29 protein-coding genes and 3 tRNA genes are annotated in these 26,513 nt (G+C 75.6%); 14 read left to right on the top strand and 18 right to left on the bottom strand.

The features are described 5' to 3' along the window. The first annotated feature begins 18 nt into the window (after nucleotides 1–18). A complete protein-coding gene (locus AC1050_RS11140) occupies nucleotides 19–381 on the top strand; it encodes an ArsR/SmtB family transcription factor (RefSeq protein ID WP_482387470.1) in 363 nt (120 codons plus the stop codon). Beyond that, a complete protein-coding gene (locus tag AC1050_RS11135; protein ID WP_482387469.1) occupies nucleotides 378–836 on the top strand; it encodes an SRPBCC family protein in 459 nt (152 codons plus the stop codon). The genes AC1050_RS11140 and AC1050_RS11135 overlap by 4 nt, the downstream gene beginning before the upstream one ends. 51 nt (nucleotides 837–887) lie before the next feature. Here the strand turns inward: AC1050_RS11135 and AC1050_RS11130 are convergent, their stop codons facing one another. After that, nucleotides 888–1,487, bottom strand: coding sequence for a TetR/AcrR family transcriptional regulator (locus AC1050_RS11130; protein WP_482387468.1), 600 nt, complete (start codon nucleotides 1,485–1,487; stop codon nucleotides 888–890). A 143-nt stretch (nucleotides 1,488–1,630) separates the two neighbouring features. On the opposite strand from AC1050_RS11130, the gene AC1050_RS11125 reads away from it, so the two are divergent. The 3 genes from AC1050_RS11125 (at nucleotide 1,631) to AC1050_RS11115 (ending at nucleotide 2,768) form a co-directional block, all read left to right on the top strand. Then, nucleotides 1,631–1,978 (top strand): VOC family protein, encoded by a 348-nt coding sequence (locus AC1050_RS11125; protein WP_482387467.1) that lies wholly within the window; start codon nucleotides 1,631–1,633, stop codon nucleotides 1,976–1,978. A 132-nt stretch (nucleotides 1,979–2,110) separates the two neighbouring features. Next, complete coding sequence (locus tag AC1050_RS11120; protein ID WP_482387466.1) at nucleotides 2,111–2,386, top strand: hypothetical protein; 276 nt, start codon at nucleotides 2,111–2,113, stop codon at nucleotides 2,384–2,386. A gap of 112 nt (nucleotides 2,387–2,498) precedes the next feature. After that, a complete protein-coding gene (locus tag AC1050_RS11115; RefSeq protein ID WP_482387465.1) occupies nucleotides 2,499–2,768 on the top strand; it encodes a GlsB/YeaQ/YmgE family stress response membrane protein in 270 nt (89 codons plus the stop codon). 180 nt (nucleotides 2,769–2,948) lie between these two features. Here the strand turns inward: AC1050_RS11115 and AC1050_RS11110 are convergent, their stop codons facing one another. From AC1050_RS11110 to AC1050_RS11075, 8 genes are all read right to left on the bottom strand, one after another. Next, nucleotides 2,949–3,233, bottom strand: coding sequence for a Fe-S cluster assembly protein HesB (locus AC1050_RS11110; protein WP_482387464.1), 285 nt, complete (start codon nucleotides 3,231–3,233; stop codon nucleotides 2,949–2,951). A 463-nt stretch (nucleotides 3,234–3,696) separates the two neighbouring features. Then, nucleotides 3,697–5,595, bottom strand: coding sequence for a mechanosensitive ion channel family protein (locus AC1050_RS11105; RefSeq protein WP_482387463.1), 1,899 nt, complete (start codon nucleotides 5,593–5,595; stop codon nucleotides 3,697–3,699). A gap of 121 nt (nucleotides 5,596–5,716) precedes the next feature. Then, entirely contained in the window at nucleotides 5,717–6,589 is an 873-nt protein-coding gene (locus tag AC1050_RS11100) for a prenyltransferase (RefSeq protein WP_482387462.1), read from the bottom strand. Beyond that, complete coding sequence (locus AC1050_RS11095; RefSeq protein ID WP_482387461.1) at nucleotides 6,586–6,912, bottom strand: lycopene cyclase domain-containing protein; 327 nt, start codon at nucleotides 6,910–6,912, stop codon at nucleotides 6,586–6,588. Before AC1050_RS11095 ends, AC1050_RS11100 begins: the two co-directional genes overlap by 4 nt. Further along, the gene (locus tag AC1050_RS11090; RefSeq protein ID WP_482387460.1) at nucleotides 6,909–7,247 is read right to left on the bottom strand and encodes a lycopene cyclase domain-containing protein; all 339 of its coding nucleotides are present in this window, start codon (nucleotides 7,245–7,247) and stop codon (nucleotides 6,909–6,911) included. The genes AC1050_RS11095 and AC1050_RS11090 overlap by 4 nt, the downstream gene beginning before the upstream one ends. Further along, nucleotides 7,244–8,896 (bottom strand): phytoene desaturase family protein, encoded by a 1,653-nt coding sequence (gene crtI / locus AC1050_RS11085; protein ID WP_482387459.1) that lies wholly within the window; start codon nucleotides 8,894–8,896, stop codon nucleotides 7,244–7,246. The genes AC1050_RS11090 and crtI overlap by 4 nt, the downstream gene beginning before the upstream one ends. Next, entirely contained in the window at nucleotides 8,893–9,840 is a 948-nt protein-coding gene (locus tag AC1050_RS11080) for a phytoene/squalene synthase family protein (protein ID WP_482387458.1), read from the bottom strand. The genes crtI and AC1050_RS11080 overlap by 4 nt, the downstream gene beginning before the upstream one ends. Continuing rightward, the gene (locus tag AC1050_RS11075; RefSeq protein WP_482387457.1) at nucleotides 9,837–11,015 is read right to left on the bottom strand and encodes a polyprenyl synthetase family protein; all 1,179 of its coding nucleotides are present in this window, start codon (nucleotides 11,013–11,015) and stop codon (nucleotides 9,837–9,839) included. Before AC1050_RS11075 ends, AC1050_RS11080 begins: the two co-directional genes overlap by 4 nt. A gap of 273 nt (nucleotides 11,016–11,288) precedes the next feature. Between AC1050_RS11075 and galE the strand changes: the two genes are divergently transcribed. Continuing rightward, nucleotides 11,289–12,248 (top strand): UDP-glucose 4-epimerase GalE, encoded by a 960-nt coding sequence (gene galE / locus AC1050_RS11070; protein WP_482387456.1) that lies wholly within the window; start codon nucleotides 11,289–11,291, stop codon nucleotides 12,246–12,248. A 51-nt stretch (nucleotides 12,249–12,299) separates the two neighbouring features. Here galE and AC1050_RS11065 read toward each other — a convergent pair whose 3' ends face one another. From AC1050_RS11065 to AC1050_RS11050, 4 genes are read right to left on the bottom strand one after another with little or no spacing between them, the layout of a single operon-like run. Continuing rightward, nucleotides 12,300–13,220, bottom strand: a complete 921-nt coding sequence (locus tag AC1050_RS11065) for an LLM class flavin-dependent oxidoreductase (RefSeq protein WP_482387455.1) — start codon at nucleotides 13,218–13,220, stop codon at nucleotides 12,300–12,302. Nucleotides 13,221–13,258: 38 nt separating this feature from the next. Next, nucleotides 13,259–14,176, bottom strand: coding sequence for a cation diffusion facilitator family transporter (locus AC1050_RS11060; protein WP_482387454.1), 918 nt, complete (start codon nucleotides 14,174–14,176; stop codon nucleotides 13,259–13,261). Then, nucleotides 14,140–14,526 carry an ArsR/SmtB family transcription factor gene (locus AC1050_RS11055; RefSeq protein ID WP_482387453.1) on the bottom strand — a complete coding sequence of 129 codons (387 nt, stop codon included), beginning with the start codon at nucleotides 14,524–14,526 and terminating at the stop codon, nucleotides 14,140–14,142. Before AC1050_RS11055 ends, AC1050_RS11060 begins: the two co-directional genes overlap by 37 nt. A gap of 35 nt (nucleotides 14,527–14,561) precedes the next feature. Further along, the gene (locus tag AC1050_RS11050; protein WP_482387928.1) at nucleotides 14,562–14,906 is read right to left on the bottom strand and encodes a metallopeptidase family protein; all 345 of its coding nucleotides are present in this window, start codon (nucleotides 14,904–14,906) and stop codon (nucleotides 14,562–14,564) included. A 97-nt stretch (nucleotides 14,907–15,003) separates the two neighbouring features. Between AC1050_RS11050 and AC1050_RS11045 the strand changes: the two genes are divergently transcribed. The 3 genes from AC1050_RS11045 (at nucleotide 15,004) to AC1050_RS11035 (ending at nucleotide 15,300) form a co-directional block, all read left to right on the top strand. Continuing rightward, a tRNA-Glu gene (locus AC1050_RS11045) sits at nucleotides 15,004–15,076 on the top strand. A 36-nt stretch (nucleotides 15,077–15,112) separates the two neighbouring features. Then, a tRNA-Asp gene (locus tag AC1050_RS11040) sits at nucleotides 15,113–15,186 on the top strand. Nucleotides 15,187–15,227: 41 nt separating this feature from the next. Further along, a tRNA-Phe gene (locus AC1050_RS11035) sits at nucleotides 15,228–15,300 on the top strand. Between the two features lie 64 nt (nucleotides 15,301–15,364). Here AC1050_RS11035 and AC1050_RS11030 read toward each other — a convergent pair. After that, entirely contained in the window at nucleotides 15,365–15,655 is a 291-nt protein-coding gene (locus AC1050_RS11030) for a DUF2087 domain-containing protein (RefSeq protein ID WP_482387452.1), read from the bottom strand. A gap of 184 nt (nucleotides 15,656–15,839) precedes the next feature. Here AC1050_RS11030 and AC1050_RS11025 point away from each other — a divergent pair, with 184 nt between their 5' ends. The 3 genes from AC1050_RS11025 to AC1050_RS11015 all read left to right on the top strand — a co-directional run bounded on the left by AC1050_RS11025 (nucleotide 15,840) and on the right by AC1050_RS11015 (nucleotide 19,719). After that, nucleotides 15,840–16,565 (top strand): hypothetical protein, encoded by a 726-nt coding sequence (locus tag AC1050_RS11025; protein WP_482387927.1) that lies wholly within the window; start codon nucleotides 15,840–15,842, stop codon nucleotides 16,563–16,565. Between the two features lie 130 nt (nucleotides 16,566–16,695). Then, nucleotides 16,696–19,047 carry a transglycosylase domain-containing protein gene (locus tag AC1050_RS11020; protein WP_482387451.1) on the top strand — a complete coding sequence of 784 codons (2,352 nt, stop codon included), beginning with the start codon at nucleotides 16,696–16,698 and terminating at the stop codon, nucleotides 19,045–19,047. A 153-nt stretch (nucleotides 19,048–19,200) separates the two neighbouring features. Continuing rightward, nucleotides 19,201–19,719 (top strand): hypothetical protein, encoded by a 519-nt coding sequence (locus AC1050_RS11015; protein WP_482387450.1) that lies wholly within the window; start codon nucleotides 19,201–19,203, stop codon nucleotides 19,717–19,719. Nucleotides 19,720–19,727: 8 nt separating this feature from the next. Here the strand turns inward: AC1050_RS11015 and AC1050_RS11010 are convergent, their stop codons facing one another. Beyond that, nucleotides 19,728–19,892 (bottom strand): hypothetical protein, encoded by a 165-nt coding sequence (locus AC1050_RS11010; RefSeq protein WP_482387449.1) that lies wholly within the window; start codon nucleotides 19,890–19,892, stop codon nucleotides 19,728–19,730. A 180-nt stretch (nucleotides 19,893–20,072) separates the two neighbouring features. Here AC1050_RS11010 and AC1050_RS11005 point away from each other — a divergent pair, with 180 nt between their 5' ends. After that, nucleotides 20,073–20,663, top strand: a complete 591-nt coding sequence (locus AC1050_RS11005; RefSeq protein WP_482387448.1) for a M15 family metallopeptidase — start codon at nucleotides 20,073–20,075, stop codon at nucleotides 20,661–20,663. Between the two features lie 39 nt (nucleotides 20,664–20,702). Here AC1050_RS11005 and AC1050_RS11000 read toward each other — a convergent pair whose 3' ends face one another. From AC1050_RS11000 to AC1050_RS10990, 3 genes are all read right to left on the bottom strand, one after another. Further along, on the bottom strand, nucleotides 20,703–22,259 hold the full coding sequence (locus AC1050_RS11000; RefSeq protein WP_482387447.1) for a GAF domain-containing protein: 1,557 nt from the start codon (nucleotides 22,257–22,259) through the stop codon (nucleotides 20,703–20,705). A 115-nt stretch (nucleotides 22,260–22,374) separates the two neighbouring features. Then, the gene (locus AC1050_RS10995; RefSeq protein WP_482387446.1) at nucleotides 22,375–22,821 is read right to left on the bottom strand and encodes an ArsR/SmtB family transcription factor; all 447 of its coding nucleotides are present in this window, start codon (nucleotides 22,819–22,821) and stop codon (nucleotides 22,375–22,377) included. Between the two features lie 107 nt (nucleotides 22,822–22,928). Further along, complete coding sequence (locus AC1050_RS10990; protein WP_482387445.1) at nucleotides 22,929–24,806, bottom strand: PKD domain-containing protein; 1,878 nt, start codon at nucleotides 24,804–24,806, stop codon at nucleotides 22,929–22,931. 307 nt (nucleotides 24,807–25,113) lie between these two features. Between AC1050_RS10990 and AC1050_RS10985 the strand changes: the two genes are divergently transcribed. Then, the gene (locus AC1050_RS10985) at nucleotides 25,114–26,460 is read left to right on the top strand and encodes an APC family permease (protein ID WP_482387444.1); all 1,347 of its coding nucleotides are present in this window, start codon (nucleotides 25,114–25,116) and stop codon (nucleotides 26,458–26,460) included. Nucleotides 26,461–26,513: the final 53 nt, after the last annotated feature.

Below are 26,513 nucleotides of genomic sequence, written 5' to 3'. Positions count from 1 at the left end.
AGTGTTACGGTGAACCACATGGTTCAGCAAGAGCATCTGGACGAGGTCTTCGCGGCCCTGTCCGACGCGACCCGGCGCGACGTCCTCACGCGCCTCGGCGAGGGTCCGGCCACCATCGGCCAGCTCGCCGAGCCGCACGGCATCACCCTCACGGGCATGACCAAGCACGTGCGGGTGCTCGAGGACGCGGGCCTGGTCGTCACCGAGAAGGTCGGGCGCGCACGGCAGTGCCGCCTGGGCACCGAGCGACTGGACGACGCCATGTCCTGGATCGGGTTCTACCAGCGCCTCTGGGAGCGCCGGCTCGACGGCCTGGACGCCTTCTTCACCCTGCAGCGCGGCACGCGCGACGACGACCGACCGGAAGGACCGACACCATGACCACCGACGCCACCGACCTCGAGCTCCGTGCCACCCGGGTGCTGCCCGCCACGCCGGAGGAGGTCTTCGACGCCTACACCGACGCGGAGAAGCAGCGCATCTGGTTCGCCATCCTCGACACCGAGCCGGGGGTGGTCGAGATCGAGGTGGACCTGCGGGTCGGCGGGCAGCAGACCGCGGTGTGGGGACCCAGCCGCGACGAGCTGTTCCGCGAGACGCAGACGTTCCTCGAGATCGACCGGCCGCACCGCCTGGTCACCGAGTCCGTCGGCAGCAGCCCGGACGGCCAGACGATGACGACCCACGTCGTCGTCACGTTCGAGGCCGTCGAGGGCGGCACCCGGATGGACGTCGTGCAGAGCGGCTTCCCGACGCCCGAGGTCCGCGACTTCTTCGAGGGGCAGGCCTGGCAGGGCGCCTTCGACCGGATCGCGGCCTACCTGCAGCAGGCCTGACCGGCCGCGCGCACGCCCGGCACCTCGCGGAGGTGCCGGGCGTCGGCGCGCTCAGCGCGCGCGGCTCACGGCGCCGTACCGCAGGCCGTCGACGACCAGGTCGAGCAGCCCGCGCACGCGCTCCGCCCACCGGTCCGAGTCCGGCACGTTCCACACCCCGCCCATCGCCAGCATCACCTGCTCGCCGTCGACGTCCGGCCGCACGGAGCCGTCGGCCCGGCCGGCGTCCAGCAGCACGTCGAGCGCCGCGATGATCCGGTCCCGGGTCTCGGCGAACAGCGACGAGTCCGACCCGACGGCGGCCCGCAGCGCGCCGCCCATCCCCCGCTTCGCAGCGGCGTACCGGACGAACCGGCCCATCCAGTCCCGCAGCGCCTCGACCGCCGGCCGGTCCCCGTCGAGCAGCGCCGGCGCGGCGTCGCAGAGCTCGGTGACCTCCTGCCGGTAGGCCGCCTCGACCAGGGCACCGCGCTCCGGGAAGTGCCGGTACAGCGTGCCGATCCCGACACCGGCCCGCTGCGCGATCGCCTCCAGCGCGACGTCGCCGTCCTCGGCGAGCGCCGCCGCGGCGACCTCGACCAGCCGGGCGCGGTTCCGCGCGGCGTCGGCGCGCAGCGGCTTGCCGCTCGTGGCGGCGGGTGCGGTGCTCATCTGGCTGCTCCCCTTGCGATCCGGAGGATCCTCCGGTTAGAGTCGTGGAGCGAAACGGAGGCTCCTCCGTTCCAGGGTACGCCGCTCCCGACCACCCGTCGACGCCGGCGCCGCACCCCGCTCGACACCCCAGGGAGGCCCTCATGGCCAGCAGCTTCCACGGACTCACGTTCGACGCCTACGACGCGCACGCCGTCGCCCGGTTCTGGGCCGGCGCGCTCGGCCGCGACGTCGCCCCCGGTGCCACCGCCGAGCACGCCGAGCTGCTCGACGACGGCGGCGCCCCGCGCCTGGTCTTCGACCGCGTCCGGGCGGGCGGTGTCATCCGCAACGCCCTGCACCTCGACCTCGTCACCACCGACCTGGAGCGGGAGTCCGAGCGGCTGGTCCGCCTCGGCGCGCGCCGGGTGGGCTCGGTCGGCGGCGCGGCGCGCTGGGTCAGCCTGACCGACCCCGAGGGCAACGCGTTCGACCTGATCCCCGCCGCCTGAGGCACCACCCGTCCGGGTGATTCGCGTCACTCAGCGGGCGCGCATGCCCGTTTCGCCCTAGTTTGCGGCTGCCGTCTTCGATGCCGGCTCCGGACAGCGCACACCCGTGCCGCGAACAGACAGGGGAACGCCATGACCAGCCCGTACGGACAGGGTCCGACCGGCCCGACCGGTTCCACCACGCCCGCCGTCGTCACCGGCACGCCGGTGCTCTCGATCATCACCTTCGTGCTCTCGGCGATCGCCGTGCTGTTCCTGCCGATCGTGTTCGGCCTCGCGGGCATCGTGACCGGCATCTTCGCCGTCGTCCGCAAGGAGCGCCTGGGCAAGATCGCGCTCGTGGTGGCCGTGATCGCCACCGTCGTCGGGTTCGCGCTGGGCGCCCTCGTGATGAGCCAGATGTCCTGACCCGGCCGCCGCGCGGGCCGCTCACCAGCGCCCTCGCAGCCGTTCCGGATGCGGACCGCTCGCAGTCGTGGGACGGTCATCCCCGTTCGAACTGCAACCTTGGAGGTGCCAGATGGGTTTCTTCGCTTTCCTGCTGCTGGGGCTGATCGCTGGGGCGATCGCGAAGGCGATCCTGCCCGGACGCCAGGCCGGTGGCTGGTTCGTGACTCTGCTGCTCGGCGTCGTCGGCGCCCTGCTGGGTGGGTGGCTCGGGAGCGTGCTGTTCGACGCCCCGCTGGAGGACTTCTGGTCCATCCAGACCTGGCTGCTCGCCATCGCCGGCTCGATCGTCGTGCTGCTGATCTACGGCGCGCTGACCGGCCGCAAGGGCGCCCGCGCCTGACGCCGCCGGCGCTCCTCGCGAGCGCCGCGCACCGACCCGGTCCGGCGAGCGGTGGGACACCGCCGCCGGACCGTGCCGGGCTCCAGCGCCTCCCGGTGGGACACCGGGAGGCGTGCCCGGCACGACGAGGGCCCGCACATCCGATCCGGATGCGCGGGCCCTCGTGGCGTGCGGGGGTTGTCAGCCCTGCGGCGCGAGCGTGAAGCCCGGGTTCCCCGTGGCCGCCGGGTCGGCGTCCAGCGTGAGGTCGGCGAGCAGCGTGGACGTCTGCTGCGAGACGAACACCGTGGCGCCCGCGGCGTCGATGACCTCGTCACCGGGGACCGCCTCGGGCACGAGCGCGAGCTCGAACGAGCCGAGCTGCTGCTCCGACTCCGCGATCCGCAGGCCCCCGGAGTCGGGGAGCCCGGCGCGGGAGGTCAGGTCGCGGACGGCGGTGCTGGCGTTGTCGGTCAGGGTGAGCACGAAGGCCCCTCTCGGTTGCCGGTGGCGGTCGCGGAACCAGGGCGCCGCGACCATCGGACTCCTCCACCGTGTTCCGGGATCAGCGGCGACGCAACCGCGGGTCCGCTGGGCGAGACCCGCGAGGTCCGCTGCGCGGAGCCCGCTGGACAGCGCGGCGCGCATCCCGCACCCTCCCGCCCTGGACGCGCCCGCGCACGCCGCGCGGCACCCGTCGCGCCGGCGCCGCGTCACCCCGCACACCACGCCGCGCCCGGCGCCACTCGCCGAGATGACACTCCGCGCCTGTGCGAGCGAGGAGCCGGACAGGCGGGAGTTGTCATCTCGGCGACCCGGAGCCCGCGCAGACGAGCGGCGCGGCGGGCGAGCGGTGCAGCAGGCGAGCAGCGCAGCATGCGAGCTGCGCAGCGGACGAGCGGTGCAGCGGGCGAGCGCGGGGCCCGGGCGGGTTGACGCGCGCGGGGGGTCAGCCCCGGCGGGTGCGGGGGTCGACCGGGGCGCTGCGGACCGAGCGGCGCGTCGGCGGCGCGGGCTGCTCGTCCCCCGCGACCTCCGGCTGGGCCTCCGTCGCCGCGGTGGCGGGTCCGGCATCGTTCGCCAGCGGCTCGGTCGTGGCCGGGAACGTGGCCGTCGTGTCGGCGAAGGCCGGCAGGACCATCGTGCCGGGGTCGGTGCCCGCGTCGGTGCCCGGTGCCGGCTCGGCTGCGGGGACCGGGACCGACGGCGGTGCCGTGTCCCGCCGGGGCGCCTCGTCGGCCACCGCCGGAACACCCGCGGCGCCGGTGTCCGCGCCGCTCGCCGCCGTCGCAGCGGTCCCGGTCGGCACGGCCTCGTCGGTATCGGTCCGGGCCGCGTCCGCGGCAGCAGTGTCGGCGGGGGTTGCACCGGTCGAGGCCGCAGGGACGGCGCCCGTCCCGCTCGGCGCACCTCCCGCGGCAGCACCGGCAGCACCGCCAGCGGCAGCCGGCGCCGCAGCGGCGTCCCGCGCCACGGGCACGGCCGCGGTCCCGGGACCCGCGTCGTCGGCACCCCGCCGGCCGCCGGACGAGCGGCCCGGCACCGGGGCCGCGCCCTCGTCCTGGCGCGCCTCGGCGGCGTGCTCCTCGCGCTCGGCGATCACGTCCTCTCCCGGGCCGGCGAACGACCCGGCGCGCTGCATCGCCTCGACGCTGCCGGTGAACAGGCGGGCGTCGAGCTGCCCGGTCTCGGGCCGCGGCTCGACGACGGCGTGCGAGCCGGTCGCGGGTCGCGGGCGGCGCGCCGGCGCGGCCTCGACGGCGGGGAGCGGCGCGCCCTTGGTCGTCTCGATGCGGGTCCGGGGCAGGCCCTGCGGCGCGGACGCCTGCAGGTAGGTGACCAGGCCTTCGCGGATGTAGCAGCGCAGGTCGAACAGCGTCGGGGCGTCGGCGGCGCTGGCGAGCGCCCGCAGCCGCACCCAGCCGTTGACGGCGTCGGTGACCTGCAGGATGCCGACCCGGTGGTCCCAGAGGTCGGTCTCCTGCAGCAGCCGGTTCAGCTCGGCCCGCAGCTCGTCGACGGGCACCTGCCAGTCGACGTCCAGCTCGACGGTGCCGAGCAGGTCGGCGGCGCGCCGGGTCCAGTTCTCGAAGGGGGTCTGGGTGAAGTACGTCGACGGCAGGATCAGCCGCCGGTCGTCCCACACGTGCACGACGACGTAGGTCAGCGTGATCTCCTCGATCCGCCCCCACTCGTCGTCCGCGATGACGACGTCGTCGACGCGGATGGCGTCGGTGAACGCGAGCTGCAGCCCGGCGAACACGTTGGCCAGCGAGCTCTGGGCGGCGAGGCCGGCGACGATGGACAGCACGCCGGCGGAGGCCAGCAGGCTGGCGCCGAACGCGCTCACGCCGGGGAAGGTCAGCAGCACGGCGGCCACGGCCACGACCACCAGGACCGCCACGGTGATCCGGCGCAGCAGCTGCACCTGGGTCCGCACCCGGCGGGCGTGCCGGTTGTCCTTGACGTCGACCCGGTACCGGGACAGCGCGGCGTCCTCGACGACGAACGCCAGCGTGCCCACCAGCCAGGTCGCGGTGCCGATCAGGGCGATGACCAGCACGTGCCCGATCGCGCCCATCCACGACGTCTCCCACGTCGCGTCCGGCACCGAGATCCGCAGCGCGATCCAGACGGCGATGACGATGAGCACGGCGCGCAGCGGCCGCTTGGCGCGCCGGGCCAGGTCGGCGGCGATGAAGGACTTCTTGGCGAGGGTGCGGACGAGGATGCCGACCAGCACCGCCACGAGCAGGGCGACGACGACGGCACCCGCCACGGAGAGCACGGGGACGAGGACGTCCTGGGCGGTGTCGACGGCTTCTTCGGTCGTTGCTGCAGAGATCACGCGAGCCATCGAACACGCCCTGCCGAGACGGCACCACCTGAGGGGCGGGGTCGTGCGGAGCCTCCGCACGACCTGCACAGGACGGTCCTCGCGCGCCGCGGTCGGCGGACCGCGCGGTGGTTCAGGACGTCAGCGCGATCGCGATCAGGAGCATCGTCACGAGGAAACCCACCAGGAGGTTGAGCCAGAGGAACGTCCGCCAGCCGGCGTTGGCGCGCTCGCAGTCCTCGTCCCGGACCGACCAGAACCGGGCGGTGCTCACCGCGTACGCGACGGGCAGCACCGCGGCGAGCCGGCCCGGCCACGGCAGCGCGAGCAGCACGCCGGCGGCCAGCACGTAGCCGACGGTCGCGGCCACCACGGTGGCGTGCGCCCCGAGCACGGTGGCCACCGAGGCGATGCCGCCCTCGCGGTCGGCGCGGACGTCCTGCACCGCGCCGAAGGCGTGCGACGCCATCCCCCACAGCACGAACGCCACGAGCACCGGCCACACGGTCCGCGCGCCGAGGTCCGCCCCGACCAGCACCAGCGCGTACAGCAGCGGCCCGACGAAGTGCATCGCCGACGTCGCCGAGTCCAGCACCGGGCGCTCCTTGAACCGCAGCACCGGCGCCGAGTAGGCGACCACCAGGAACACCACGAGCGCCAGCGTCAGGTTCGCGGCGAGCGAGCCCACCGCCAGCAGGTAGGCCAGGAACGGCAGCACGGACAGCCCGCTGGCCCACAGGATCCGCCGGTGCACCGACCGCGCTGCCGCGGGGTCCACGAGCCCGCCCTCGATGCCGCCCTTGCGCGGGTTGCGCAGGTCGGAGGCGTAGTCGAACACGTCGTTCACGCCGTACATCAGCAGGTTGTAGGGGACGAGGAAGAACAGCGTCCCGACGACGAACGTGAGGTCGACCCGACCCTCCGTGGCCAGCAGGTAGCCGGCGGCGAACGGGTACGCGGTGTTGATCCAGGAGAACGGCCGGCTGGCCGCGAGCACCTCCCTCACGCGGCGCCCTCCCGGCCGTCGGCGGCTGCACGCACGGCAGCGCGTCGCTCCAGCACGGTCCACAGCACCGGCATCGCGAGCGCGGCGGCGATCGCGTACGCGAAGTCCTCCAACGGGGCTCCCCACAGGTAGACCCCGAGGATCTTGTCGGGGTCGAAGATGTACAGGTCGGCGGCGATCATCAGGGTGTCGAACACCATCGTCAGCAGGCACAGCACCAGCGCGGCGCCGACCACGGGCCCGGGCCGCAGCCGGCGCAGCACCCGCCACGACACGGCGGTGAGCGCCACCAGCACGATCACGTTGAGCACGATGTTGGTCACCGCGCGACCCTCCTCGTCGTGCGGGCGGCGAGCGCCCGGTCCAGCCCGCGCCACGCGAGCAGCGCGTTGTAGCAGAGCAGCGTGAGGAACACCGCCTCCTCGACCGGGAGGTCCGGCGCGAGCAGCAGCCCGGTCATGTGCGGGCTCTGCCCGCGGGCGAAGATCCCGAGCAGCAGCCCGGCGACGTCCCAGAGCAGGAACCCGACCACGCCGGTCCCCACGCACAGCGCCGCGGTGCGCGGCCGGTCCCAGAACGCGAGCCGCCAGCGGTGGTCGATCATGGCGAGGCCGCCGAGCGCCAGCAGCAGGGCACCGAGGTACGCGAAGGCGATCACCCGTGCTCCGCCCAGGCCCCGCGCGTCCGCGCGGCGTCCAGGAACCCGCGCCGCAGCGGGGTCGGCAGCGGGCTCGGCGAGGTCTCGCCCAGCAGGCGCTTGGCCACCAGCTCCGCGCTGATCAGGCACATCGGCAGCCCGACGCCCGGGACGGTGCCACCGCCGACGTGCAGCAGGTTGGGGACCTTGGCCGAGCGGTCGGCGGGCCGGAACATCGCGCTCTGCGCGAGGGTGTGCTCCATGCCGAGCGCCGTGCCGCGCCAGGCGGAGAAGTCCCGCGCGAAGTCGGCCGGCCCGACCACCTTGCGGGTGACGACCCGCTCCCGGAGCCCGGGCACCCCCGCCCAGGTGCCCACCTGGTCCAGGTAGCGGTCGGCGTACGAGTCGAGCTCGGCGGCGCCGGCCGGCCCCGCGCCGATCGTCGGGTCGGCGGGGAAGGGCACGAGGACGAACAGGTTCTCGTGCCCCGGCGGCGCGGCGTCGGGGTCGGTCGCGGTGGTGCGGGACACGTACAGGGACGCGACCTCCGGCACCCGCAGGTCCTCGGGCCGCGAGCTGCGGCCGGGACCGAGGATCGCGTCGAAGTTGCCGGGCCAGTCCCGGGTGAAGAAGAGCGAGTGGTGCGCCAGCTCGGGCAGCTCGCCGCGCACGCCGGCCATGACCAGCAGCGCGGAGATCCCGGGGGTCCGGTCGTCCCACCACGGCTCGGGCAGCGCGCGGTGCGCGGCGGGCAGCAGCGCGGTCTCGGTGTGGAACAGGTCCGCGCCGGACACGACGACGTCGGCGGGCACGACCTCGCCGGACGCCAGCCGGACGCCGCGCGCCACCCCGCTGCGGCGCGGGTGCCGCAGCGAGCGCGGGGCGTCGTCCACCTCGACCTCGACCACCTCGGCACCCGTGCGGATGTCGACGCCGTGCGCCCGGGCCAGCTTCTCGATCGCCTGGATCACGGTGTACATGCCGCCGCGCGGGTACTGCACGCCGTCCACCAGGTCCAGGTGGCTCATCAGGGAGTACAGCGCGGGCACCCGGTACGGCGACGAGCCGAGGAACACCGCGTGGTACCCGAGCACCTGCCGCAGCACGGGGTGGTCGGTGGTGCGCGCGACCTTCTGCGCGAGGGTCTGCGTGAGCAGCTTGCCGAGGGTGCCCGCCCGCCGGGCGACGTCGCCGGTGATGGCCCGGTCGGGACGCTCGAACGTCGTGTACAGGAAGTGGTCCAGGGCCGTGCGGTACGCCTCGGACGACTCCGCGGTGTACCGGCAGAACGCCTCGCCCGCGCCCGGCTCCATCGCCTCGAAGAGGGCGAAGTTCTGCTCGGGGTCGGCGGTGACGTCGAACGGCTCGGAGGCGGCCCCCGGGGCGTCCGGCTCCGCGAACAGCCGGTACGCCGGGTCCAGCCGCACCAGGTCGACGTGGTCCTCGATGCGCTCGCCGAGCAGCGCGAAGAAGTGCGCGAACACCTCGGGCATGAAGTACCAGGACGGCCCGGTGTCGAACCGGAACCCGTCCAGCGCGAGCGTGCCGGTGCGCCCGCCGACGTGGTCGTGCCGCTCCAGCAGCGTCACCTCGGCGCCGCCCCGCGCGAGCAGGGCGGCGGTCGCCAGGCCGCCGATCCCGCCGCCGACCACGACCACCCGTCCCGTCACGCGCTGCCTCCGTCGTCCGTCGTCCGTGCCGGCGCGCCGCCGGTCACCCTGTCCCGCGCCGCGTCGACGGCCTGCGCCCCGACCGTCCGCGCCAGCACCGCGACCTTGCGCGGCGTGCTCACCCGCACCCGGGTGGCCAGCACCTGCTCGGGCGGCGTGCGCGCCAGGTCCTCCAGCAGCCGGTCGTACAGCGCGAGCGTCGCCGCCACCGCGGTCCGCGCCCGGCGCGGCAGCCGGGGCAGCGCGGCGCGCGCCCGGGCCAGGTCCGCCGCGATCTCGTCGAGGATCGCCGCCAGCTGGGCGTCGGTCGGGCCGTCCGGGCCGACGCCCGGGAAGTAGCTCCGGCCGAGCTCGCCGGAGTCCGCCCCCAGGTCGCGCAGGAAGTTGATCTTCTGGAACGCAGCGCCGAGCGCCCGCGCGCCGTCCACCGTCTCCGCGTCCGGGCGCCGCACCGGCTCGCGGGGCAGCCGGTCCGCGTTGAGGAACACCTGCAGGCACATCAGCCCGACCACCTCGGCCGACCCGTAGACGTACCGCTCGTAGGAGTCCCGGTCGTGCACCCGCACCGTGAGGTCCGCGCGCATCGACGCGAAGAACGGGTCCACCTGCTCCGGGCCGATGCCGACCCGCCGCGCGGTGCGCGCGAAGGCGTGCACGACGAGGTTCGTCGAGTACCCCGCCGCCATAGCGCGGGCGGTCTGCGCCTCGAGCTCGTCCAGCAGCGCGCCGGCGTCGGCCCCGCCGCGGGTGTCGACCACCTCGTCGGCGATCCGCACCAGCGCGTACACGGCCTCGATGTCCCGGCGGGCCCGCGGGCCGAGCAGGCGGGTGCCCAGGCCGAACGACGTCGAGTACCCCGCGAGCACCGCGCGGCTGGCGCGGGCGGCGGTGCGGTCGTACAGCGCGGCGCCGGCGGCGCGGGCCCCGGGACGCTCCGCCGTCACGCGGCCACCCCGGCGGTCGCGTCGACCAGCGCCGTCAGGTAGCGGGCCAGCGGCTCCGGCAGCCCGCCCGCGGCGGTGCTGCGCGCGGTGCGGACGGCGTCCGCGCGGACCAGCCGCGCCTCGTGCAGGGCGCCCGACTCCTCGAGCACGGCGCGGACCCGCGCGGCGTCGTCCTCGCCGAGGTCGGCGCGGCCGACCGTGCCGTCCAGCACGGCGCGCTGCGCGGCGTCCGCCCGCAGGTACGCGAGGCGCAGCAGCTCGGTGCGCTTGCCCTCGCGCAGGTCGGACAGCACGGACTTGCCGGTGACCGCCGGGTCGCCGAACACGCCCAGCTCGTCGTCGAGCAGCTGGAACGCCACCCCGAACGCCGTGCCGAACCGGTCGAGCACCCCGAGCACCCCGTCGTCGGCGCCGGCGAGCACCGCGCCCGCGGACAGCGGCGCGCAGCACGAGTAGACCGACGTCTTGAGCTCGGCGACGCGCAGCGCGTCCACGGCGGTCGGGCCGTGCAGGGCGCCGGTGACGTCCAGCAGCTCGCCGGCGACCGTCGTGTCGACCGCGCCCGCCAGCTGCCGGACCACCCGCAGCAGGACGGCCGGCGCCACCGGCGCGGAGGCCACCAGGTCGAAGGCCGCGGCGATCGCCAGGTCCCCGCCCAGCAGCCCTGCGGCGAGCACCGGGTCGTCCGCCGCCGGCCCGACGACGCCGCGCGCGGCCAGCCGGCGGCGGGCGGTGCCCGTGAGGTTGGGCCGGCCCCGCCGGGTGTCGTCGTGGTCGAGCACGTCGTCGTGCACCAGCATCGCCGTGTGCAGCATCTCCTGCGCCGCCGCCACCGGGGCCACCGCGGCGAGGTCGGTGCCGCCGAGCCCCAGGTAGGCAGCCACCGTCAGCCGCGGGCGCATCAGCCGGCCGCCGCCGAGCTGCTCGCCGAGCGTGCGCCACAGGGCGGCGTGCTCGACCGCGAGCTCGCGCGCACGGGCGCGACGCCGCGCCGCGTCGTCGGCCAGCAGCAGGCGGACCGCGGCGACGCCGTCCTCGACCCGGGTGGCGAGGTCGCCGGGAACGGCGGATTCTGGGGCGAGGCCGAGCGCGCCGGCCTGGCCGTGCGCCGCGGGGGCGTCCGCGACCAGGCCCGCGCGGGCGTCGGTGCTGCGGGCGCGGTGAGCACTGCGCACGGCGTCCTCCCAGGTCTCGAGTAGATGGTCAGCATACTGAGCATCTGTCGCGGCACCACCGGAGCGGTCGGGGCGGCCGAGGCGGCCGCGGTGCCACCTCTGCCCCGTCTGCGGTGCACTCTGCCTCATCGCGGGCGCACGCACGAGCCCGCGCACCGGTGGGGCGCGGACGAGCCCGATCCGGGCGGCCGGGCCGACCGTCGCCGCACCCGCGATCGAACAGGAACCACCGATTCCGACCAGAAAGCACCAGGGCGGGGTTAGGCTGGCGGCATGACGTGGATGGTGACCGGAGGCGCGGGGTACATCGGATCGCACGTGGTGCGGGCGTTCGGGCAGGTCGGCATCCCCGCCGTCGTGCTGGACGACCTGTCGTCCGGGCACCGGCAGTTCGTGCCGGACGACGTCCCGTTCGTCACGGGCTCGATCCTGGACACCGCGCTGGTGACCGAGGCGCTCCGCGAGCACCGGGTCACGGGCGTCGTGCACCTGGCGGGGTTCAAGTACGCCGGCGTCTCCGTGCAGCGCCCCCTGCACACCTACGAGCAGAACGTCACCGGCACCGCGCACCTGCTGCAGGCGATGGAGGCCGCCGACGTCCGCCGGATCGTGTTCTCCTCCAGCGCGGCCGTCTACGGCACGCCGGACGTCGACCTGGTCACCGAGGACACCCCGACGACGCCGGAGTCGCCCTACGGCGAGTCCAAGCTGATCGGCGAGTGGCTGCTGCGCGACCAGGCGCGCGCCACCGAGCTGCACCACACCTCGCTGCGGTACTTCAACGTGGTCGGCTCCGGCACCCCCGACCTGTACGACACCAGCCCGCACAACCTGTTCCCGCTGGTGCTCGACGCCCTGGCGGAGGGCCGCACCCCGCGGATCAACGGCACCGACTACGCCACGCCCGACGGGACCTGCGTCCGGGACTACGTGCACGTCGCGGACCTGGCCACCTCGCACGTCGCCGCCGCGCGCGCCCTGTCCGAGGGCCGCGAGCTGCAGCGCGTCTACAACCTGGGCTCCGGCGACGGCGTCTCGGTGCGGGAGATCATGACCGCGATGGCGCAGGGCACGGGCATCGCCTTCGAGCCCGAGATCGCCCCGCGCCGCGCCGGCGACCCCGACCGGATCGTCGCGTCCGGCGAGGCGGCCGCGCGCGACCTCGACTGGGTCATGCGGCACACGCTGACCGAGATGGTCGCCAGCGCCTGGGAGGCGCGCCAGGCCCACTGAGGCCCCCGACGACCGGGGTCGGAGCCCCCCTGCGCCGGCCCCGGTCCTGCCTCACCTCCCGAGGCGGGACAGCCCCTCCTCGAGCACGTCCTCGGACCCCGCGTAGATGCCCTCGGCGCGCGGCCAGTGCACCACCACGTCCGTGAACCCGAGGTCCGCCGCCCGCTCCACGCCCTCGACCAGCGTGTCCGCCGACGTGAGCGAGAACACGGGCGCGCCGTCGAGGTTCAGGTAGAGGTCCGGCACCACGCCGGAGGGCGCCAGGCGGCCGGCGATCTCCCGCAGCTGGTCGACCATCCCCGCCAGGCCGGTCCACCACGCCTCCTGCGCCGCCGCGGTCGAGCCCTCGGCCTCGCCCGGCTCGAACGTCGGCCCGTACGTCGCCCAGCCCTGCCCGTGCCGCGCCGCCACGGCCATCGCCCGCGGTCCGTTCGCCGCGATCACGAACGGGGTGCGCGGCTGCGCCACCGTGCCGGGGTGCATCCGCGCGCCGTGCGCCTCGTAGAACGTGCCCTCGTGGTCCGTCACCGGGTGGGTCAGCAGCCGGTCCAGCAGCTCGACGAACTCCTCGAACCGGCGGGTGCGCTCGCCGCGGGTCGGCGCCGGGCCGAGCACGCCGGCGTCGAAGCCCTCGCCGCCCGCACCGAGCCCGAGCAGGAACCGGCCCCCGGCCACGTCGTCGAGGCCCATCACGTCCTTGGCGAACGGCACGGGGTGCCGGAAGTTCGGGCTGGCGACCCAGGTGCCCAGCCGGATCCGCTCCGTCACGGCCGCGGCCGCGGCCAGCAGCGGAACCGTGGCGAACCACGGCTCGTCCGCCAGCGAGCGCCACGCCAGGTGGTCGTAGGTCCACGCGTGGTCGAACCCGAGCTCCTCGGCCCGCTCCCACGTGCGGCGGGCCTGCGCCCAGCGCTGCTGCGGCAGGATCACCACGCCGAGGCGGGTGCGGGCGGAGGTCGCGGGCTCGGTCACCCGACCGAGCGTAGCGGGGCACCGTCCGCGCCCGGGCGTCACGCGTGCGTGCGGGCCTCCCGCGCCTCCGGGGGCTCCAGCTGGAACGTGCAGTGGTCGACGTCGAAGTGCCCCGACAGGCAGCGCCGCAGGTCGGCGAGCACCCGCCCGGACTCCCCGCGGGCCAGCACGTCTGCCGGCACCTCCACGTGCGCCGACAGCACCGGCACGCCCGAGGTGATCGTCCACGCGTGCAGGTCGTGCACGCCCAGCACGCCGGGGACGCCGCAGATGTGCGACCGCACCGCGTCGAGGTCCACCCCGGGCGGCGTCGCCTCCAGCAGCACCGCGCCGACGTCCCGCAGCAGGCTCCACGCGCGGGGCGCGATGAGCACGCCGATGACGACCGACGCCAGGCCGTCCGCCGCGACGAACCCCGTGGTCAGCACCACCACCGCGGCGGCGATCACCGCGACCGACCCGAGCAGGTCCCCCAGCACCTCCAGGTACGCCCCGCGCACGTTCAGCGACTCCTGCTGCCCGGGCCGCAGCAGCGCCAGGCCGACGGCGTTCGCGACCAGGCCGAGGACCGCGACGCCGAGCATCAGCCCGGCCTCGACCTCCCCCGGCTCGGCCACCCGGCGGACCCCGCCGACCACCGCCAGGACCGCGACGACCGTGAGGATCAGCGCGTTGGTGAGCGCGGCGAGGATCTCGGCACGCTGCCAGCCGAACGTCCGGCGCGCGGTCGCGGGGCGGCGGGCCAGCGACGTCGCGACCAGGGCCAGCGAGACCCCCGCGGCGTCGGTGAGCATGTGCCCGGCGTCGGCGACCAGGGCCACCGAGCCGGACAGCAGCCCGCCGACCACCTCGGCCACCATCACGGTCAGCGTGATCGCGAGCACCACGATCAGCCGGCCCCGGTGGGCCTGCGCCGCGGTCACGCCGTGGTCGTGACCCCCGTGCCCGTGCCCCATCGCCGTCCTTCCGTCCGCGCGACGACCCGCTCGGCAGCGCCCAGCAGCTCGTCCAGCTCGGGGTCGGCCAGCGCGTACCGCGTGGCCCGGCCCTCGGGTGTCGCGACCACCAGCCCGGCCGCCCGCAGCGTGGCCAGGTGCGCGGAGACCGTCGACTGCGCGAGGCCGAGCGCCCCGGTCAGGTCGACGACCCGCCGCGCGCCGTCCGCGAGCAGGTGGACGAGCGACAGCCGCGTGGGGTCGGCCAGCGCGTGCAGGACCGCGACGACGTCGGCGTGCGCGTGCGTCCCGCCCGGGACGCCGTCGTGGTCGTGCAGCGCGGGCCGGTCCCGCAAATGATCGTTACTCATCGATGTTATCGCTCTCCCTCGATGCCCGGCAAGGATCAGGCCCAGCCGAGCGCGTGCAGCCGGTCGTCGTCGATCCCGAAGTGGTGCGCGATCTCGTGCACCACCGTGATCGCGACCTCCTCGACGACGTCCTCGCGGTCCTCGCACATCGCGAGCGTCGGCAACCGGAAGATCGTGATCCGGTCCGGCAGCGATCCGGCCGCCCAGAACTCCCCCCGCTCGGTCAGGGGCACCCCCTCGTAGAGCCCGAGCAGCTCGGGGTCGTCCGCCGGTGCCTCGTCCTCCACCAGCACCACGACGTTGTCCATCTGGGCCGCCAGCTCGGGCGGGATGCGGTCCAGCCCGTCCCGGACGGCGTCCTCGAAGTCCTCGCGCGACATGTCCACCACGGGCCCATCCTCGCCGATTTGGAGGATCCGCGGACGTACCCGTAGAGTCATCACCGGTCTGAAGACGCCTCGACGTCAGGGGCGACAAGCCCCCATCGTCTAGCGGCCCAGGACCCCGCCCTTTCACGGCGGTAGCACGGGTTCGAATCCCGTTGGGGGTACGAGCAGTGCATGTGGAAGAATAGGTCTCACAACGAGGCCCCGTAGCGCAGTTGGTTAGCGCGCCGCCCTGTCACGGCGGAGGTCGCGGGTTCAAGTCCCGTCGGGGTCGCTCGATCACACCGGTCCCCTGGGCCGGTGTAGTCGTATCAGGGCTCTGTAGCTCAGTTGGTAGAGCGTTCGACTGAAAATCGAAAGGTCACCGGATCGACGCCGGTCGGAGCCACGGTCACGAAGCCCCGCAGCACCCCAGGTGCTGCGGGGCTTCGTCGTTCCCGCCGGCACCCCGCTCAGACCGGGTCGAACTCCGTGACGCGGGTGCGCCAGTACTCGGCCCCGTCCCGGGTGCGCGTGACCAGGCCCGCGTCCACCAGGTCGCGCCGCAGCCCGACCGGGTCCCGCGCCAGCGCGGCGATCCGCTCGGTCAGCGCCCGCTCGGGCACCGGGTCCTCCAGGGGCAGCACCTGCTGCGCCAGCCACCGCAGCAGCAGGTCCCGGTCGGCGCGCCGCCGCGGCATCGTCTCGACGCGTCCGCGCACCAGGAACCGCTCGGGGCCGGCGCCGGGCCGCTGCTCGTCCACGTCCGCAGCCTAGGCAGCCGCGACCTGGCCCGCCCACCCCTTTCCGTCGCAGCCGCCGGCGGGGCGCACGAGGCCGGGAGCGGTGGCGGCACGGTCCGCCCGCGCCGATGCTGGCACGGAGGTCCGCGGGAACCGGTGCGGGCGCCGGACCGTTCCCCGGGGACCACGACGAGAGGTGACGACCATGGGCTTCCTGGACCGCCTGCTGGGCCGCGAGACCCCCCGGCAGCCGCAGTACGCGCCGCAGCCGTACGCTCCGCAGCCGACGGACGCTCGAGCCTCGGCCGGCCCGGCCGACCCGGACCAGGTCGCGATCGAGCGGTACCGCTACCTGCTGCGCACCGCGCCGCCGGACGCGCTGGAGCAGGCGCACGCCGAGGCGTTCGCGCAGCTGACCCCCGAGCAGCGCCGCCAGGTGCTCGACGGGCTGGCCGCCGAGGTGCCGCCGGGCGAGCGCGCGGCGGACGACGACCCGCGCTCGCTCGCCCGGATGGCCACCCGTGCCGAGCTCCGGCAGCCCGGCACGCTCGAGCGCACCTTCGGCCGTCCGGGCGCGGGCGGCGGCACGGGGGGCATGGGCGGGGGCATGGGCGGCGGCATCGGCATGGGCGGCATGATCGCCGGGTCGCTGCTGGCCAGCGTCGCCGGCGCCTTCGTCGGCACGGCGATCGCCGACAGCCTGCTCGACCTGTCCGACGGCGGGGGCGACGCCGCGGCGGACGGCGGCGGGGACGCGGGCGGCGACGCCGGTGCGGACACCGGTGCGGACGCCGGCGGCGACGTGTCCGCCGACGGCGGCGGCTGGGGCGACTCCGGCGGCTACGACTCCGGCGGCTACGACGGTGGCGGGTTCGGCGGGGACTTCGGCGGGGGCGGCTTCGGCGGGGACTTCGGGGGCGGCGACTTCTAGGCCGCCCCGGAGGGTCCCGGGCGCGCCCTCACCCCCGGCGGATGACTGCCGCGGAGCAGGGGCGCGCACCGGGACGCCCTGCCCTACCGTGTCGAGCATGGCACCGGGCCGGCGCCCCAGCGCGCGGCGCATGTCCGTCACGAGGGCGGTCGCGCTGCTGGTGGCGTTCGTGCTCACGGCGGTGCTCGGCGGGCTGCTGACCGCCGCGCTGGTGCTGCCGACGGTGGCCGTCGCCGACGGGACCACCGACCTCGCCGTCGAGGCGTTCGAGGAGCTGCCGACCGAGCTGGAGCGCCAGCCGCTGTCGGAGCGGTCGACGGTGCTCGCGGCGGACGGCACGACGGTGCTCGCGACGTTCTGGGCGGAGAACCGCCAGGTCGTGCCGCTCGCCGCGGTGTCCGAGCCGATGCGCCAGGCCGTCATCGCCATCGAGGACAAGCGGTTCTACCGGCACGGGGGCATCGATCCCGAGGGCATGCTCCGGGCCCTGGTGCGCAACCTGCAGCACCCGCAGCGCACCGAGGGCGCCTCGACCCTGACCCAGCAGTTCATCAAGAACGTCCTGATCGAGCGGGCGGTGCGCGAGGGCGACCACGCCGCGGCCGAGGCGGCCCGCGAGGCGGACGGCGCCGAGGGCTACGCCCGCAAGCTGCGCGAGGCGAAGCTGGCGATCGCGCTCGAGAAGGAGATGACCAAGGACCAGATCCTCGAGGGCTACCTGAACATCGCCCAGTTCGGCCTGAACACCTACGGGGTGCAGGCCGCGGCCCAGCGATACTTCAGCAAGCCGGCGGCCGAGCTGACCGCGCCGGAGGCCGCGACCATCGCCGGCGTCACGCAGAGCCCGACCGCCAACGACCCGGTGCGCAACCCCGAGACCGCCCAGGAGCGCCGTGACCTGGTGCTGCGCCTCATGCAGGAGCAGGGCTACGTCACGGCGGAGGAGGTGGCCGCCGCGACCGCGGTGCCGATCGCCGAGCTGCTGCGCGTGGACACCCGGCCGGTCGGCTGCATGGCCGCCGACGCCGTGGTGCGCGGGTCCGGGTACTTCTGCGACTACGTCACCAAGGTGATCCGCAACGACCCGGCGTTCGGCCCGACCGAGGACGAGCGGATCGACCTGCTGTACCGCGGCGGGCTGACCATCACCACCACCCTCGACCCGCGCGAGCAGACCATCGCGGACGAGGAGCTCAAGGGCGGCGTCCCCGTCGACGACCCGTCGGGCGTGGCGACCACGCTGGTGACGGTCGAACCGGGCACCGGGCGGATCACGTCGATGGCGCAGAACCGCGTCTACAACAACACCCAGCAGCACGGCGACCGCGAGACGGCCGTCAACTACAACACGGACCACGGCTACGGCGGCGGCAGCGGCTTCCCGCCCGGCTCGACCTTCAAGCCGTTCACCCTGGCGCAGTGGCTCAAGGAGGGGCACAGCCTGAGCGAGCGGGTGGACGCCAGGCGGTTCTCCTACCGGTTCGGCGAGTTCGACGCGCCCTGCACCCGCCTGGACCCGCGCACCGAGTACCGGTTCGCGAACGCCGAGGGGCCGCGGTCCGGCGGCGTGATGTCGGTGCTGGACGCCACCCGGAACTCGGTGAACTCCGGGTACATCGCCATCGCCTCGCAGGTGGACCTGTGCGGGGTGTTCGACACCGCGACCGCCCTGGGCATCCACAAGGCGGGCGGGCAGTCCGGCGACGGCGCGTTCGACCCGCTGCCCGCCAACGTGCTCGGGTCGGACTCCGTGGCGCCGCTGGCGATGGCCGCCGCGTTCGCCGGCTTCGCGTCCGGCGGCACCTACTGCACCCCGGTCGCGATCACGTCCGTCACGGACACCGACGGGGCGCCGCTCCCCGTGCCGGCGTCCAGCTGCACCCCGGGCGCGCTGGAGCCGCGGATCGCGAACGCCGTGAACCACGCGCTGCAGAACGTCTGGTCGGGCACCGCGGCCACCGACCCGCCGCCGTTCCCCTCGGCCGGCAAGACCGGGACCACGTCGCACAACGAGCACACCTGGTTCGTCGGGTACACCCCGCTGCGGGCGACCGCGATCTGGGTGGGCCACGCCGACGCCATGCTGCCGATGCAGGGCGTCGTCATCAACGGCCGGTACATCCGCAACGTGTTCGGGTCGTCGGTCGCGGTGCCCGTCTGGAAGGGCTTCATGACCCGCACCCTGGAGGGGCAGACCGTGCCCGGGTTCGCGGCGGCGGGCCAGGACGAGGTGCTCGGCCGGCAGGTCCCCGTGCCGTGGGTGGTCGGCCGCGACGAGGGCGGGGCGCGGTCCGCGCTGCAGGCCGCCGGGTTCCGCGTCCAGGTCGCGCCCCCCGAGCCCGCGGAGGCGCCGCCCGGGACGGTCGTGCGGCAGAGCCCGTCCGGCAGCACCGTCGTCGGCTCGACGGTGACCATCGTGCCCTCGGCCGGACCACCGGCCGCACCGCCCGCAGCGCCGCCGCCCGCGCCGCCGCCGCCCTGAGCCGTCGCCGCCCTGAGCCGTCGCCGCCCTGAGCCGAGGCCGACCGCCGGCCACGGGATGACGCCGCCCTCCACCCGCGGGTGGAGGGCCGGCGCCCGGAACCGGCCTGCGAGCCGATGCCACGACCCCGGGTGCGTCCCTAGCGTCGAGGGCATGGACACGACGCCGCTCACCAGCACCCCGGCCCGCACGCCGGAGCGCCGGCTCCTGGCCGTCCTCGCGGTCGCCGCCGGTGCCGTGCTCACGCTGAGCGCGTGCGGCGGGGCGGTCGCGAACGCGCTCGGCGGCGCGCACGCGGAGCCCGCGTCCACCTACGCGACGGGCGCCGACGCGAAGGCGGACGCCTCGCTGCCGGCGTGGGTGCCGGACGACGCCCAGGACGTGCGGGTCAAGGCGCGGCCGGGCGGTGCCGAGCACATCGTGACGATGCGGGCGGGGCTCGGGGACCTGCCGGCGGACTGCGTCCCGGTGACGGCCGAGCAGCCGCTGGCGCCGCGGCCGGCGGACGCGGACCCGGCGGAGTTCCGCCGGGTGTCGACGCTGCAGGCGGACTGGTGGCCGGCGGAGCAGGAGCAGGACGCGTCGGTGATGTGCGGCGCGTGGTGGGTCGGCGAGCGCGACGGCGCGCTCTACGCGTTCACGCCGGAGTCGCGCCGGGTGCCGGTCGACTGACCGGCGGCTCAGGCGGAGGCGGCCAGCGGGACCGGCTCCTCCTCCAGCGCGACGACGACCAGGTCGCCCGTCTCCTCGTCGACCACGGTCACCGCGCGGGCGCCGCAGACGCAGACGACGTCGATGCCGTCGCCGTCCTCGAACCAGATGCACACGTGCCGTCCGATGCTCATGCCCCGACGGTAACCACGCCCACCGACACGGTCCCGCTCCGCTCCCCGCGTGTCGCGTCCTGCCCGCGCCCGCCCGGCGCGCGCCGTCCCCGCCCTGCACGGACCACCGTGCGCGCGGCGCCTCAGATCCGGCCGCGCCCCGCCGATGGGAAGCGGAGCACCGGGGGGAAGGACCGCACCATGAGCATCGACGGCATCGCGGCGATCGGCCAGCGCATCGCCGCCATCCAGGCGACCATCGGGTCGCTGGCGCCGGCTCCGGCCGTGACCGCGACCAGCACCTCGGGGACGGCGTTCGCGCAGGCGCTGGCCACGGCGGTCGACACCGGGACCACCGCCCCCGGGGCGGCGACGGCCACGAGCACCGCCCGGAACGCCGACGGCGTCCCGGTCGAGCTCGCCGCCTACGGCAACGGGAAGATTCCCGCCGACGCCCTGCACGCGGTCGGCGACACCGGCCACCGGCTGTGGGCCCCGGCGGCCGACGCGCTGGAGCGGGCCATCGCCGACGCCGCGCGCGACGGCGTCACCATCGGCATCACCGACTCGTACCGCTCCTACGAGGCGCAGGTGGACGTCGCCGCCCGCAAGGGCCTGTACTCGCAGGGCGGCCTCGCCGCGGTGCCGGGCACCAGCGACCACGGCTGGGGCATGGCCGTCGACCTGCGCCTGGACGACGCCGCCCAGGCGTGGATGCGGGCGAACGGCGACCGGTACGGCTTCGTCGAGGACACCCCGCGCGAGCCCTGGCACTGGGCCTACGAGGGCTGACCCCCGCAGGCCCCGTGCGGCCGGAGCGGCCCGCGGGCGTCAGTCGAGGATCGCGCGGGTGACCGCGACCTGCTCCGTCAGCACCCCGCCGATGGTCTGCTGGGTCTCGTTGATCCGCTCGACGACCCCGCCGATCTTGGCCAGCGACGTGATGACGCCGGTGACCTGCTGCTGGATCTTCTCGACCTTGTCGCCGACCTGGGTGGTCGCGCTGGCGGTCTCCCGGGCGAGCTCCTTGACCTCGCCGGCGACGACCGCGAAACCCTTGCCGGCCTCGCCCGCGCGGGCGGCCTCGATGGTGGCGTTGAGCGCGAGCAGGTTGGTCTGCGCGGCGATCCCCTGGATCACCGTGACGACCTGCCCGATCTCGGCGCTCGACTCCCCCAGCCCGGCGACCTCGCGGTTGGCCTCGTGCGTGAGGCGCTGGCCGTCGTGCGCCACCGTGGTGGCCGCCAGCACGTTGCGCTCGACCTCCTGGATGGAGGTGACCAGCTCCTCGCCGGCGGTGCGCAGCTTGCTCGCGGCGGCGTGCCGCTCCAGCGCCTGGCCGACCAGGAACGCGGTGTTGCGCAGCGCGTCCCGGCGCCCGTCGGACAGCTCGAGGGTCTCGGTCGCGAAGAAGTCCATCGTCCCGGTGACCCGGCCGTCCACCAGGATCGGCAGGCACACCCCGGACTTCACGCCGACCCGCTGGGCCGCGGGGGCCCGGACGCAGTCGGTCAGCTCGCCGAGGTCCGCGACGAACACCAGGTCCTTCGCCTTCCACGCCCGGCCCGCCAGGCCGACCCCCTCGCGGAACGACGCGGCACGCGTGACCTCGCGGAACTCCTGCCCGGCGTCGCCCGACTCCTGGACGAACCGCAGCGCGTTGACCTGGTCGTCGACGGCCCAGTACGACGCGTACGCCCAGTCGAACCCGACCCGGATCGCGGTGAGCGCGCGGGTCAGCGCCTCCTGCGCGGACGGGGCGCTGGTGACCTCGTGGATCACGCGGCTGACGGCCTCGACGTCCTGCGCCGCCACGGCCTGGCGCTCGGCGGCCACCACCCGCTCGATGGCCTGGGACACCAGCACGCCGATGCTGCGCAGCGTGGCCAGCCGGCCGGCGGACGGGCTGAGCGTCTCGGTGGTGAAGAAGTCCATGGTGCCGGTGACGACGCCGTCCTCGGTCAGCGGGAAGCAGATCCCGGACCGGACGCCGGCGCGCTGGGCGGCGGGGGCGCGGACGCAGTCGGTCAGCTCGCCCAGGTCGGCGACGAACACCAGGTCGCGGCGCCGCCACGCCCGGCCGGAGAGCCCGGTGCCCTCCGTGAACGACGCGGCCCGGGTGACCTCGCGGAACTCCGCGCCGGCGTCCCCGGACTCCTGGACGAAGCGCAGCGCCGGCGCGGGCCCCTCCCGGTCGACCCGCCAGTACGACCCGTAGGCCCAGTCGAACCGCTCGCGGACGACGTCCAGCGCGACGCGCACGGCGTCCTCGGACGTCCGGGCGTCGGCCAGGGCGTGCACGACCGCGGTCACGGCCTCGTTGTTGGCACGGGCCTCGGACAGCTCGACGGCAGCAGCAGCCGCAGCCGGGCGGGTGGTTCTGAACACTTCGCTCCTCAGGGATGGGTCGGGGCGCTCGCTCCCGTCCCCATCGACCCGGACAGACCCGGGCATGAGGGATTCATCCGACCACCCGGGGTGAAACGGACAGCACCGTCCGGCCTCAGTCCTCCCGACGCACCTCGCGTTCGCGCAGGTCCCACGGCTGGAACACCCGCCGGCTCGAGGGCCGCACCCGCGGTGCGCGCTCGGTGCGCACCGGCGGGGCGGGCGCGACGTCGGGGATCGCGTCCTGGTCGTCGACGAGCAGCGCCCCGTCGAGCGGGCGGTACCGGAACTCGGCCTCGCGCCGGTGGCGCTCGATCCACATGGTCATCAGGTCGAACACGTCGGCCTCGAGGTGCACGGGCCGGCGCTGCGCCTCCCGGCGCCGGCTGACCAGCCCGGCCTCCTCCAGCACGCGCAGGTGCTTGGAGACCGCCTGGGTCGTCACGTCGTACGGCGCCGCCAGCTCCCCGACGGTGGCGTCCCCGGCCGTGAGCCGGGCGACGATGTCCCGGCGCAGCGGGTCCGCGAGCGCGGAGAAGACCTTCGACAGCGGGTCGGCCACGCATCCTCCTGGTGCTGGGCGGGTCGCGGCGGGCAGGACCGGGACGTGCCGCGGCCCCGCCCGCGAGGTTATCCCGCGGGCGGGGCCGCGGCCCTCCCCAGCCGTCCCTACGGCGCCGTCGTGAGCGTCTGGACGGGCCCGGCCGTGCTGCCCGCGGCGTTCGTGGCGACCACCCGGTACCGGTAGGTCGTCCCGGGCGCGAGGCCGGTCAGCGGCGCCGTCCCCGACCGCTCCCAGGACGCGGCGGGGAACGCGACGTCACCGGTGCGAGCGGTCCAGCCGGCCGTCGAGGCCGGCCCCCACTCGACCCGGACCGCCGTGTCCAGCCCGTGCGGGTGCACGCGCAGCTGCGCCGTCGCCCCGGTCCGCCCCACCGCCGTGGCCGCGAGCGCCCGCACCTCCGGCGCACCCGGGGTGTCGAAGGTCCGGCTGACCGCCGTGGTCCCGGCCGCCGTCGTCGCGGTGACGGTCCACCGGTAGCGGGTCCCCGGGCGCAGGCCGGTGACGTCGTGCACCAGCGCCTGCGCCGACGTCGTCGGGGTGACCGCGCGGTCGACCCGGCCGACCTCGGCACCGCCGTCCACGGCCCAGGACAGCCGGACCGTGCCCGCCAGCCCCTCGGGGTCCACCCACGCCCGCAGCCCCGCGCCCGACCCGGTGACGTCGCGCTCGGCGGCCGTGACCGCCGGCGGGGCCGCCACGACCAGCGTGCGCCGGTCCGTCGCCGTGCGGCCCGCGGCGTCGGTCACGGTGAGCCGCACCGTCCGCGTACCCGCGGCGAACGTGTGCGCGACGGTGCCGGGCTGCCCGGTGCCGCTCCGGGTGGTGCCGTCGCCGAGGTCGAGAGCCCACCGGGCCACGCCGTGACCGGTGGCCGACCCGCCCCCGGTGCTGCGGCTCAGGTCCAGGGTCACCGCGAACGGCGCGGCACCCACCGACCCGGACGGGACGAGCGACGCCGTGGGGCGGGCGTGCGCCACCGGGGCCGCGACCGCCGCCGCGTAGGCGGCACGCGCCGCGGCGGAGCCGGCCACCGCCCACGGGCAGGTCCCGGTGCCCTCGAACGACGAGGCGACGTCCAGCTCCGGCCAGGCGCCGAGGTACGCCACGGCGTCGGTCAGCCAGGCCGCGCGCCGGCCCGGGTCGGCCGGGTCGGCGGCCGTGCCGAACTCCGCGAGCAGCGGCGTCCTGCCGCGGGCGTCGGCCCAGCGCCGGAACGGCGTCACCACCTCGGCCAGCGACCGCCACGTCGCCGGCTTGCCGGGCGCGCAGCCGTACCAGTTGTAGGCGTCCAGGCCGACCCGGTCCACGACGTCGTCCCCCGGGTAGAAGGCGTCGGCCCCGGCCGTCGACGGCGCGGACCCGAAGCTGCCCGGCGTCACGACCCACGTCCAGCGGACGTCCGCCACCCCCGCGTCGCGGAACACCTGCACGTAGTGCCGCCAGGCCGCGCGGAACTCGGCGGGCGTGCCCCAGCCCTCGGCGATGTCGGCCTCGTGGTGCAGCGTCAGGTAGACGGGCACGCCGAGCGCGGCGACTCCGGCCGCCTGCCGCCGGATGTCCGCGTCCACGTCGCCCCGGGCGATCGCGGCCCACGGGACGACCGAGCCGTCCAGCCGCTTCGGCCAGATCGAGAGCAGCGGCGTGCGCCCGCGGGCCACCGACTCCACGACGGGGCCGGCCGGCTGCACGTCGTCCCACCGGCTGTACCAGCGGTGCACGTCGAGGCGGCGGCCGATCGCGTCCTCGAACCCCTCGACCGCGGTCGCGGCGTCGGGCGCGGCACCCCGGTCGACGTGGGCACCGAGCCGGAACCCGGGGTCGTCGGCGGGTGACGAGGCGGCGGCCGCCGGGGTGGCGGGTCGGACGAGGCCGGCGGGTCGGACGAGGGCGGCGGCCGGTGCGGCGCCCGCGAGCGCCAGGACGAGCACGAGTACTGCGGTCAGGAGGGCGCGCGCGTGGGCGCGCCCGAGGTCGGACGGCATGGTGGGATCCCCCTGCTGGCGGGCGCCGGCTCCGGACGCCCGGGTGCGTGCTGGTGCGGGATGCCGCTGCGCGGCGGTGCGGCGGACCCGTGCCCGGCGTCGTCGTCGCCACCGGGAGGGCCGTCGGTCCTCGGGGCGCCCCGCGCCCCCGCGTGCGGCTCCGTGACAGGAGGAGGCCGCAGGCTCTCGATCGACAACGCGGGCCGCCGCGCGAGCACATCCCGCCGCACGTGTGGTCTCGGTCACCCGTTCGCCGGCCTCCGGCGCCCGACGAGCGGACCAGCGGCCGCGCCCCGATACTCACCGGGTGACCGACACCGACACCACGACCGCGCAGCGTCCGGCGGGCCTGAAGCGCGCCGTCACCGGGCCCCTGCTGTTCCTGTTCATCCTCGGCGACGTCCTGGGCGCCGGCGTCTACGCCCTCGTGGGCGAGCTCGGGGCCGAGGCCGGCGGCGCGATCTGGCTGCCGCTGCTCGTCGCCCTGGGCATGGCCCTGCTGACCGCCGCGTCGTACGCCGAGCTGGTCACGAAGTACCCGAGGGCCGGCGGCTCGGCGGTGTTCGCGCAGCGCGCGTTCGGCAGCCCGCTGGTGTCGTTCCTGGTCGGCTTCAGCATGCTGGCCGCCGGCGTGACGTCCGCGGCGGGCCTGTCGCTGGCCTTCGCCGGGGACTACCTCGCCGTGTTCCTCGACCTGCCGGCCGTGCCGGTCGCCCTGGTGTTCCTGGCCCTGGTCGCCGCGCTGAACATGCGCGGCATCCAGGAGTCGCTGCGCGCCAACGTCGTGATGACCGCGATCGAGCTGTCCGGGCTGGTGCTGGTCGTGGTCCTGGGCGCCGTGGTGCTCGGCCGCGGCGACGGCGACCCGTCCCGGGTCCTCGAGCTGCCGGCCGAGACGTCCTGGGCCGCCGCGATCCTCGGCGGGGCCCTGATCGCCTTCTACTCGTTCGTCGGGTTCGAGACCTCGGCCAACCTGGCCGAGGAGGTCACCGACGTGCGCCGGGTCTACCCGCGCGCGCTGTTCGGCGCCCTGCTCGCCGCGGGCGTGGTCTACCTGCTGGTGGGCCTGGTGGCCCCGGCCGTCGTCGCGCCCGAGGACCTCGCGGCCTCCAGCGGCCCGCTGCTCGAGGTCGTGCGCGTCGCGGGTGGCATCCCGCTCGAGGTGTTCTCCGCGGTCGCGCTGGTCGCCGTCGCCAACGGCGCGCTGCTCACCATGATCATGGCCAGCCGCCTCACCTACGGCATGGCGCGCGAGGGCCTGCTGCCGCCCGTCCTGGGCCGCGTGCTCCCCGGCCGGCAGACGCCGTGGGTCGCGATCGTCGTGACGACCGTGGTCGCGATGGTGCTGGCCGCGACCGGGGAGCTGGTCGACCTGGCCTCGACCGTCGTCCTGCTGCTGCTGTTCGTCTTCCTCAGCACCAACGTGGCGGTGCTCGTCCTGCGGCGCGACCGCGTCGAGCACGACCACTTCCGGGCGTGGACGGCCCTGCCGGTCCTGGCGATCGTCACCTGCCTGGTGCTGCTGACCCAGCAGGAGGCGCGGCACTGGGCGCTGGCGGGTGTCCTGCTGGCGGTCGGCCTGGTGCTGCACCTGGTGACCCGCAGGGCGTCGCTGCGCGGGGCCCGCGAGCACGCCGGGACGTCCGCGGAATAGATCCGCGCTCCCGCCCGTTGGGGCGCAAGTACATGCAAACGCATCGACTTGAG

Source organism: Cellulomonas sp. NEAU-ZC6 (assembly GCF_056844425.1).
The sequence above is the reverse complement of the archived record's forward strand: the minus strand, read 5'-3'. Positions and strand labels throughout refer to the sequence as shown.

What these genes read in the sequence shown, in the direction of transcription:
- AC1050_RS11125 (WP_482387467.1), top strand. Translation starts at nt 1,631, where the DNA reads ATGGCCAGCAGCTTCCACGGACTCACGTTCGACGCCTACGACGCGCAC.
- AC1050_RS10990 (WP_482387445.1), bottom strand. Translation starts at nt 24,806, where the DNA reads ATGCCGTCCGACCTCGGGCGCGCCCACGCGCGCGCCCTCCTGACCGCA.
- AC1050_RS11055 (WP_482387453.1), bottom strand. Translation starts at nt 14,526, where the DNA reads ATGAGTAACGATCATTTGCGGGACCGGCCCGCGCTGCACGACCACGAC.
- AC1050_RS11060 (WP_482387454.1), bottom strand. Translation starts at nt 14,176, where the DNA reads ATGGGGCACGGGCACGGGGGTCACGACCACGGCGTGACCGCGGCGCAG.
- AC1050_RS11120 (WP_482387466.1), top strand. Translation starts at nt 2,111, where the DNA reads ATGACCAGCCCGTACGGACAGGGTCCGACCGGCCCGACCGGTTCCACC.
- AC1050_RS11020 (WP_482387451.1), top strand. Translation starts at nt 16,696, where the DNA reads ATGTCCGTCACGAGGGCGGTCGCGCTGCTGGTGGCGTTCGTGCTCACG.
- AC1050_RS11015 (WP_482387450.1), top strand. Translation starts at nt 19,201, where the DNA reads ATGGACACGACGCCGCTCACCAGCACCCCGGCCCGCACGCCGGAGCGC.
- AC1050_RS11130 (WP_482387468.1), bottom strand. Translation starts at nt 1,487, where the DNA reads ATGAGCACCGCACCCGCCGCCACGAGCGGCAAGCCGCTGCGCGCCGAC.
- AC1050_RS11140 (WP_482387470.1), top strand. Translation starts at nt 19, where the DNA reads ATGGTTCAGCAAGAGCATCTGGACGAGGTCTTCGCGGCCCTGTCCGAC.
- AC1050_RS11135 (WP_482387469.1), top strand. Translation starts at nt 378, where the DNA reads ATGACCACCGACGCCACCGACCTCGAGCTCCGTGCCACCCGGGTGCTG.
- AC1050_RS11115 (WP_482387465.1), top strand. Translation starts at nt 2,499, where the DNA reads ATGGGTTTCTTCGCTTTCCTGCTGCTGGGGCTGATCGCTGGGGCGATC.
- AC1050_RS11025 (WP_482387927.1), top strand. Translation starts at nt 15,840, where the DNA reads ATGGGCTTCCTGGACCGCCTGCTGGGCCGCGAGACCCCCCGGCAGCCG.
- AC1050_RS11010 (WP_482387449.1), bottom strand. Translation starts at nt 19,892, where the DNA reads ATGAGCATCGGACGGCACGTGTGCATCTGGTTCGAGGACGGCGACGGC.
- AC1050_RS11005 (WP_482387448.1), top strand. Translation starts at nt 20,073, where the DNA reads ATGAGCATCGACGGCATCGCGGCGATCGGCCAGCGCATCGCCGCCATC.
- galE (WP_482387456.1), top strand. Translation starts at nt 11,289, where the DNA reads ATGACGTGGATGGTGACCGGAGGCGCGGGGTACATCGGATCGCACGTG.
- AC1050_RS11050 (WP_482387928.1), bottom strand. Translation starts at nt 14,906, where the DNA reads ATGTCGCGCGAGGACTTCGAGGACGCCGTCCGGGACGGGCTGGACCGC.